This is a genomic window from Halobacteriovorax sp. DA5, from assembly GCF_002903145.1.
Lineage (GTDB): Bacteria > Bdellovibrionota > Bacteriovoracia > Bacteriovoracales > Bacteriovoracaceae > Halobacteriovorax_A.
Map to the genome: position 1 here is coordinate 70,675 of NZ_PPDJ01000014.1, position 8,119 is coordinate 78,793.

General features: G+C 40.4%; 5 protein-coding genes and 1 other RNA gene. 4 read left to right on the forward strand and 2 right to left on the reverse strand.

The annotated features are described in order from the left end of the window. Nucleotides 1-8 precede the first annotated feature (8 nt). Nucleotides 9-3,794: a hypothetical protein gene (locus C0Z22_RS15285; RefSeq protein WP_103219242.1), complete on the forward strand. Its 3,786-nt coding sequence runs from the start codon at nucleotides 9-11 to the stop codon at nucleotides 3,792-3,794. Between the two features lie 53 nt (nucleotides 3,795-3,847). On the opposite strand, the gene C0Z22_RS15290 is transcribed toward C0Z22_RS15285, so the two are convergent. Together C0Z22_RS15290 and C0Z22_RS15295 are read right to left on the reverse strand one after the other, a co-directional pair. Beyond that, nucleotides 3,848-5,023 (reverse strand): hypothetical protein, encoded by a 1,176-nt coding sequence (locus C0Z22_RS15290; RefSeq protein WP_103219243.1) that lies wholly within the window; start codon nucleotides 5,021-5,023, stop codon nucleotides 3,848-3,850. Next, the gene (locus C0Z22_RS15295) at nucleotides 5,023-5,799 is read right to left on the reverse strand and encodes a hypothetical protein (RefSeq protein ID WP_146037928.1); all 777 of its coding nucleotides are present in this window, start codon (nucleotides 5,797-5,799) and stop codon (nucleotides 5,023-5,025) included. The genes C0Z22_RS15290 and C0Z22_RS15295 overlap by 1 nt, the downstream gene beginning before the upstream one ends. Nucleotides 5,800-5,912: 113 nt before the next feature. Here C0Z22_RS15295 and C0Z22_RS15300 point away from each other — a divergent pair, with 113 nt between their 5' ends. The 3 genes from C0Z22_RS15300 (at nucleotide 5,913) to ssrA (ending at nucleotide 7,809) form a co-directional block, all read left to right on the forward strand. Further along, entirely contained in the window at nucleotides 5,913-6,728 is an 816-nt protein-coding gene (locus C0Z22_RS15300) for a hypothetical protein (RefSeq protein WP_103219245.1), read from the forward strand. A gap of 10 nt (nucleotides 6,729-6,738) precedes the next feature. Continuing rightward, entirely contained in the window at nucleotides 6,739-7,320 is a 582-nt protein-coding gene (locus tag C0Z22_RS15305; RefSeq protein WP_103219246.1) for a pyroglutamyl-peptidase I, read from the forward strand. Nucleotides 7,321-7,441: 121 nt separating this feature from the next. Next, nucleotides 7,442-7,809: a transfer-messenger RNA gene (gene ssrA / locus C0Z22_RS15310) on the forward strand. Nucleotides 7,810-8,119 lie beyond the last annotated feature (310 nt).

An 8,119-nucleotide genomic window follows, 5' to 3' on the forward strand; every position in this document is an offset into this window, starting at 1 on the left:
AGGGAATCATGATGAGATCAATTGCTGAAGTAGCAAAGAAGAGAAATGTTGTTTTATTAGCTGTTATGGCCATGGCCGCCAATGCTCATGCGGGACTTCCATCGGGACTTCCAGACGAGATTGATTACCGTACCTATCTTTCCGCATACAACTCAGCTAAGTCTCAAAGTGATGCTGCTAGAATGTCTGCCACTCAAATCAGTGATCTTATCCTTGAAATCGTTGCTAGGCTTGAGGCCAATGGAAGTGAGATCTCAATCTCAAAAAGAGAGATCGAAGAGGCCATCCTTCTTGTTTCTGATTTAAGTACACAAAATATGAATCTTGAAACGACAATTTCAGAGCTAAGCTTTGAAAACCAAGGCCTAGAACAAGAACTTCAAAGACTTGCTGACTCACTAAGCGATGTAAACGGAGAAATTAATCGCACTGAATCTGATCTTTCAGGCCCTCGCAATACGGCCCGCAACCTTAAGCGTGCTCTAGACTCTGTTCTCTCAAGTCTAAGAGCTAATGGAGATCGACTCGATAAAGCACAAAAGAAATTAGACCGCACAAGAGACCAGATCAAATCACTAGAATCAAATATCTCTAAAGCAATAGATGAGCGCGACCGCTTAAATATCAAACTTCCAAAAATCCAAGAAGAAATAAAATCAAAGAAACAAGATCTTGCGCAAGCAACTTCTAAGGTTTCTACTTTTGAGTCACAAGTCGTAAATGCTCGCACAAAACTTCAAACGGCAAATACTGAAGTTAGTGAAGCACAAGCGCAAGTAACTCAAATCGAAAATAAGATCAGTAAACAAGAACAAGCAGTTAAGCCACTAGTTCAAAAAAGAAGTAATTTACAGTCTCAATTAAGTACTGCTCAAACAGCATTATCTGCTAAAACAAGCGAACTTGAAAAAGCGAAGAGGGAACTTGAGAGTGCAAAGTCACAAATCGATGGACTTAAATCACAAAGAGGTCCTCTTGCTTCTCAAAAGACTAATCTTGATAATAAGAGATCGGTACTAGAAGCTGAAATGGTACAAGTTGAGGAGGCCCTTAAAACTCTAATGGCCGGTGATCGCAACGATCGAGGTAATGCTAATCAAATCAAAAATCTTAGAGAGCGTCGTAAAATTTTAAGAGATAAAATCCAAGAAACAAAAACACGCCTAACTCAAGTGACTACAGAGCTTGAACAACTTGCTAAAAAGATTGCTAAGGCCGAAAGTACAATCAGTGGTGGTAGCAATCAAATTGCTATCCTTGAGTCTGAAGTAAATACGAAAAAGGGTGAGGTTAGAAGCCTTCGCCAAGATATTAAAGATGTTGAAGCTGAGATCGCACAAGCGGCACCTCAGCTTGAAAAGCTAAAGCAAAGACTAGTTGCAGCTCAAAATAGTTTAAATAGTGCAAAGACAGCTCAAGCATCGGCCAAGTCTGATCTTGATAAGGCACAAGCTAAGCTTGCCCTAGTTAAATCTGATATAAAGCGTCTTGAAGGTGATATCGCTTCACTTCAAGATCAAAAGCAAAAAGCATCACAAAGAGTTGCACTCATTGATTCAGATTTAAAGAAATTTAGAAATGAACTAAACCGTGAGAAGAATCAGTTTGATAGTCAGCGCCGTGAAGTTGGCTCACTTAGAAATACTCAAAATGCACTCGTGGCAGAACGTGATTCATATGAAAGAAGACTATCAGTAGTTGAGTCAGACATTAAATTACTTGTTGATCGTCTTGATTCACTTCATGTAACTCGCTTAGAGTTAGAAGAGCAGTCTCAAGCAAGAAGTGAAAGACTTGTTGCCAACCAAAATATCATCGCTGATTCATCACAACGAATCATGCAAAACTCAAGTGTTATCGCTTCGAAAAGATCACAGATGGCAAGTAACGAAGATCGTATCGCAGATCTTGAAGTTGAAAGAAGTCGTCTTCTTGAAGATAAGCTAGTTAAAGAGCAAGAGTTTGCAAGAGCAGACACTGTTGCAAGTGATCTTGAAAATATCACAAATAATAAGTACCAAGCATACCAAGGCCGCAGCAACCTTTATGTTCAATATGAAAGAGATGCAAAAGCTCTTGGAGCATCTCAAGGTGAAGCCGCTGGAGCAACTGCAGGTGAGTACAAGGCAAGTGCTGATGTACAAGAAGATGCAAGTTTCTTTGGAGGTGCCAACGGGAAGAAGCTAGGTGAGTTACGTGGCTACCTTGCGGGACTTGTGGATGGAAAAGAAGATGGTCTTACAAAGGGGTATGAGGCCGGTGTTAATTCTCAAGCAAGCTATGATGAAGGTTTTGCAAAAGGGTATGAAGCTGGTGTTGCAAAAGCTAAGAGCTTAGCAAAGTCACAAGAATTTCCAAAAGGATATGAGCAAGTTAAGAGCGAGACTTTCTCTAATAAACCAACAAATAGAGTGATGTTATCAAATAGTGTTAACGGAAGTCTTTTCTTAGAGAAAGCATTCTCAATGGCACAAGAATTTGTTTCTCCAGCTTTTGAAGCATTAGATTTTGTCGCTCCTGAATACACAGCGACTACTGAATCATTAGGTTCAAGATTTACTTCAAAAGTAGATCAAGAGATCGCCAAAACACAAAGAGAGATCGAGTCATATGAAAATGATAGTGCAAAAACAAAAGCGCTTCCTCAGTATGCCTACACTGCGCCAACTCGTATCGATATCGATGAAGACTTCAAAAATTGCTTTGATGTTTACAAAGGTGTTAATGAGTTCAAGAAAGCGTGTGGTGCTTCTTACGATGCCGCTTATAAAGCTGAATTTAGTGTTAGTCACAAAGATACTTACTTCGCAGGCTACGTGGACTTCTTTGAGAGTTCTCGTGATGAAGCTGCCGCTGGTAACTTTGAAGCAGAAACGCAAAAAGGTTTCGACAAAGCTTACAAGACTGCCTTTGCTGAAGCTCGCTTAGAAGGAGAAGGTGTTGCCTTCAAAAATGGTGTTGCAGATGGTGAGGAAGCTGGATTTGATGAAAATATCCAAGCAGCAAAAGAAGAAATGCTTGCTCTTGGTAAGGCCCAAGCAAAGAAGCTATTTGCTAGTAACGCTGTTGTTCGCCTTAACCAAGCAGCACAAACAAGTGTAAAAACTGAAGATGCAAAAGGTCTAACTCAAGATGGAAAATTCTCAGTAGGTCTTGGGCTTGTAAACTTTGGAAAACTTGCTTCAAACCGCGGTGCGATTAGTGCAAAAGTAGTTGCAGCAACTTCAAATGTTGAAATCGTAAACTCTCGTACAAACTTAAGAGTTCTACCAGCACAAGCACAAATTGAGCTAACAGATGTTATCCAAGCGAAAGTTGCCAATAACGCTCGTCCAGGTTCAGATATCGAAATGAAGATCGAGTTAACTTACCCAGGTGATGAGCTAAGTGGAAGCTACACTGAGATTGCAACATTCAATGCAAATGTTGTCGTTAACCCAGAGGTTCAAGTTGCCCTTGATTTTGAAGATAAGGTTAAGGATCGCAAGTGTGCGCTAGGTCTATTTAACTGTAAGTTTAGAAGCCACGATGTAAAAGTTAAGCTAACAGGTCTACGTGACTTTGTTCCTGGAAGCTACGATGTTGCAATCAGTGTACTAGAAGGGGATAAGTTTGTTGAACTTAAGAAAGGATCAACTAAGGTTGCAGCTCCTGGTCGCGGTGTAACAGCAACTGGTGCCCTAACTTACAAGTTTAAGAAAAAGACAAAAGACGACAAACTTAAGTTTAAAGTCGATGTTTCTTACAAAGGCGAATTATTACAAAGTAAAGTATTCGATGTAAGAGCAAAATAAAAATAAAAGAAATTTATAATTAAAATTAGACCCCTCGTCCAAGGGGTCTTTTTTTATTCATTTAGTGGACAATCTTTTTCACTCGCACAATGACTTCTTAACTCATGAAATTGAACAGCAGCATCAGCATTATCATTGTGAGCGATTGTCGCTCCTCCAAGCTCTCCCCAATTTGGAAAGTTGTAGTAAAGGCCGCCATTCTCATTGATTTTAATTCTATTGTGACACATGTGATTTAAAAAAGGTTCGTTGTCGTTGTCTCGTACGCAAAGTTCGATATTTCCGTCGACGATTCGATAATCAGAAATTAGGGTTGTATGAGTAAAACCAGCGCTTTCTTTTCTTGTGAAGACAAGTTGTGGCTGTTGGTTATTGTCAATTTTCTTCTTTATATCCTCAAGTAGCTTTTGAGAATCTTCACGCTTCATTGGTGACGTTGACAAAGTTGTCTTTAGGCCTTGAAAAGTCATGGCCTTGTTGGCCCACTCTTTTGACATTTTCGTCGCAAGATATGATTGAAGGTCTGGGTGATATGAGAGCTCAAAAAGGTTATTAAAACCAGGGATTTTTCGAACTTTATTATCGGCAATATCATCAATAATCTTCTTGTAGTATTCAAGTGATTCTTTGCGCTCTTTTGAATCTGGAGCAGCATCCAAGTTAGCGCGAGCTTCTTTCTTACTGCCATCAAAGAAGGCAAGGCGATTAAACTTTGATGTTAGAGAAGCATGTCCCCAGCAATACCCCTGAGTCCCTTCAATATCTGATAATGTGATGGAATCGTAATTTCTAAAGGCCATTGAATTATTTATTTTGCTATTTTCAATTATGGGATCGCGTCTTTTGAAAATATCAAAGTTATTTGGACATAGGGTTTCACATGAGCAAGTCTCACTTGTGCAGCTTCCCCAACTCTTACACGAACAAACCTGCTGGCGAACTTCTTTAAGGATATTTCCAAAGTCTTCAAAAGCTGTTTCTCTTGTCGGACGCTGACAATCCACTTGTTCAGATGACAGAAGTTGTACATGTTGCTGAAATGAAAGTCTCTTGGTTTCCTCAGCGGTTTTAATTTGATTGTATTGATAATTACTAATGGCCGACTTCGCTCCACGATAAGGAGTTGTGATAAGATTTTTTACCGCCGTAACAGCTCCTAGTCCTGTTTGGTTACACGAGCCGAGAGCTAGTAAAGAAATAAGAAAGAAAGTGGATACCAGTAACTTCATTACTTAATATCCTTAAGAGCAGAGGCTATATACACCAGAGCAGGAGCTTCTTTCTTTGCTCTTTCAATTAACTCATCTAATCCCTTATGCTTTAGCTTTCCTGATTTTAAATAGCGACAGATCTCCATCGAGACTGCGTAGGAATTTGGAAACTCTTTAAGCATTTGCTCACAGTAGAAGCCATGCTTTTTACCCTTTAGACGTGAAAGAGTGTCGTATTCAAGCTTGGCATTTATATTTGCATGTTCTAGTCCTGAAGGATTTCTAAGAGCTAGGGCCTTTGAGTATTTCTTCTTGGCCATGAGTTCTTTGACATTCTTATCTTTAAAGAATTGACCATAGAATCCACTTTGAATTTGTTTTGAATTAGAAAAGACATTCTTCCAAAAACGCAGGATCTCGTCTTTATCGGAATCTTTAGAAGAAGCAATCGCTTTTTGATATGACTGAAAATAGCTCTTGGCCTTGGCCAGATCGAATTTATAAAGCGCAAAGAGGTAGGATGTTTCTAACTCTAATGGGTCAACTTTTTTAGGTTTAAGTTTTTGGGCCTTTTCATAGAAGCTTATGGCCTTGTCTAAGTGGCCGTAGGTTTCAAGCTCAAATGCTAAGACGATATAGGCATTAAACTTTTCTTCGCTCGTAAGGCCATCTTCAATACCGTGCTTTTTTATAATTTCTTGGGCACTACTTAATAGGGCAGCATCTAATGCAGAGGCCGTGGCATTAAGTAGCATTAAGAGGAGTAAAAGTATTGAAATTACATATTTCTTCACAGACTTCTTATCGGAATCTGTTCGAATATATTGATAGGGTAAGTACTTGATATGTCATTAGATGTCATAAGTTTTTATTAGGCGATGGGACCAGAATTTGGGAGGATATTCCTATGAAAAAAATAATCCTAATCGCAATTTTATGTCTTAGCTCTTACGCAAATAACTGCTCAAATCTTGAGGCCATCGCAGACACTTACAAAAATGATCTTAAGGCCGAGCTTCAAAAGACATTTTATCCCGAAGACGCCGAAGGCCAGGCGCAATTTCGCACAAGTGTTGGCCAGAAGCTTAACTACTTAAAGGCCCTAAAGCATCAGGTGGATGTGTGTTATCAAGACTATCAAATGAAGGATGAGGTTTATAATTGTGGCCTTTCTGCTGATCTTCTAAAGTCACGCCACCCTGGAGGTTTAACGACAAGTTATACGGGAGCGATCTCTACTGATGGTGATTGTATGGCCTATCTCTATCTCGGGCATACCATGACTCGAAATCGAGAAGGCAAAGTCGTGCTAAAAAACCTTGGTGGGAAATTTGAAATCAACACGCTTTATAAGTGCAGTGGCGCTTATACAACGGAGGAAGATTCATTTCGTAAGATGATCTTATCAGGTGATAATTTCTTTGTGATGGATCAGTACATGATTTATCGCACCGATGTGAAGGTACTTGCTAAGAAGTATGTGACGCAAAACCTTCTTGAGGTTAATTATAAAGATTCGGAGATTGTCTTTCATTACGGCGCAGCTGAACTTGCTATATCGACAAAGGATGGAAGTGTCATTCGCACAAATTTTCTGACGATGGATGAGGTGAGTGAGGGACGTTGTGAGACTTCGTATAGTGAAAAGAATAACTCAATCTATCCACGCACAAATATTGACGAAGAGGCGTGGGGATTTAAGTTAGAATACGTGGCATACTGAGATTTATGATATGAGAGCAAAGAAAGTTTTAATCACAGGCTTTGATGCCTTTGGAAATAATCTCATTAATCCAAGCGGCGAAGTGGTTCAAGCAACCACGGCCAACTTCTCCCACCTTGAGGTTCAGAAATTAATTCTTCCAACAGTTTTTGAAAAGAGCTTGGCCATCTTAAAGAAGGAGACATTCTTTTTAAATCCCGACTATATCATCTGCTTTGGCCTTAACGAAAAGGCCCTGGAAATAAATCTCGAAGTTCTGGCCCACAACCTTAACGATGCAAGTATCGCAGATAACGAAGGCAATTGCCCGGTAAACGAAGTGATCTTTGAGGGAGCTGCTGCGACCTATGATTCAACTCTTCCCATAGGGGAGATTGAAGACGCTCTTCTTGCGGCGCAAATTCCCGTGGCCATCTCTCGCGACTGCGGACGCTTCGTGTGCAATCACGTCTTCTATGGCATTCGCCACATAATTGAAGAAAAGAAGATGCGCGCCAAGGCCGGCTTCGTTCATCTTCCAAGCTTTGAGACCATGGGACTCAGTGATCAGGTTGAGGCACTTGAGGTGATTTTGGCGGTGCTTAATCATTAAGTGAATCTAATCGCAGAAGCGTTGCGCAAACTATGAACCGTTTTCTTTCCACTTTTGAAATGCTGTGCTATACTGCCGCTTACGTATATTTGTTCCAAATATCCGCAAGTCAAAATCTAATGGGGGTGCCCTGGTTTCGACGGGATGGTTGACAGGTATCCGGGCGTGTCCAGGTTGGTCTCCACGGTCCTGGTAAAAAGGAGTCCACCGTTAATTGCAGACGATTATGCAATGCCAATGGCTGCCTAATTAATTAGGATTAGTCTTGTGAGGCGCTACTGCCAAGAAACAGAATGTAGCAATCCAGTTGAATCTGCTGGTTAACTAGGTTTCGAGCCTGCCGGGGCATCTCGTTAATCACTCACCGGGGTTTGCCGAGGTCACGTATCACGGACAGTCTTGTCTTCTGACGATAAATGAAGACTACGCACGTAGGCCGCTATCAAGACGCTATTTCGGACGTGGGTTCGATTCCCACCACCTCCACCAAACGTTAAAGAATCAAAAGACATTTTAAAAGACCAGGGAAATCACAATGATTTCCGCTGGTTAGTCTTGTTTACATGTAAAGAGTGTAAATCCCTATGTCCTTATAAATCCGTATGGATCTGTGGAGTTGTTAGAAAACACTACAAATGGCCAACTACATTTTTAATTTTGTAGTAATTCATGAATAGCTTTTGCTGCACCCGAAAGAACCCGAAAATACCAATAAAGCACTAAAACATACCAATTAATCGTGAAAAAACCGAAAATTCGGAAGCCGAGTGACGAATTTTCGGTTCTACTCCCTTAATGG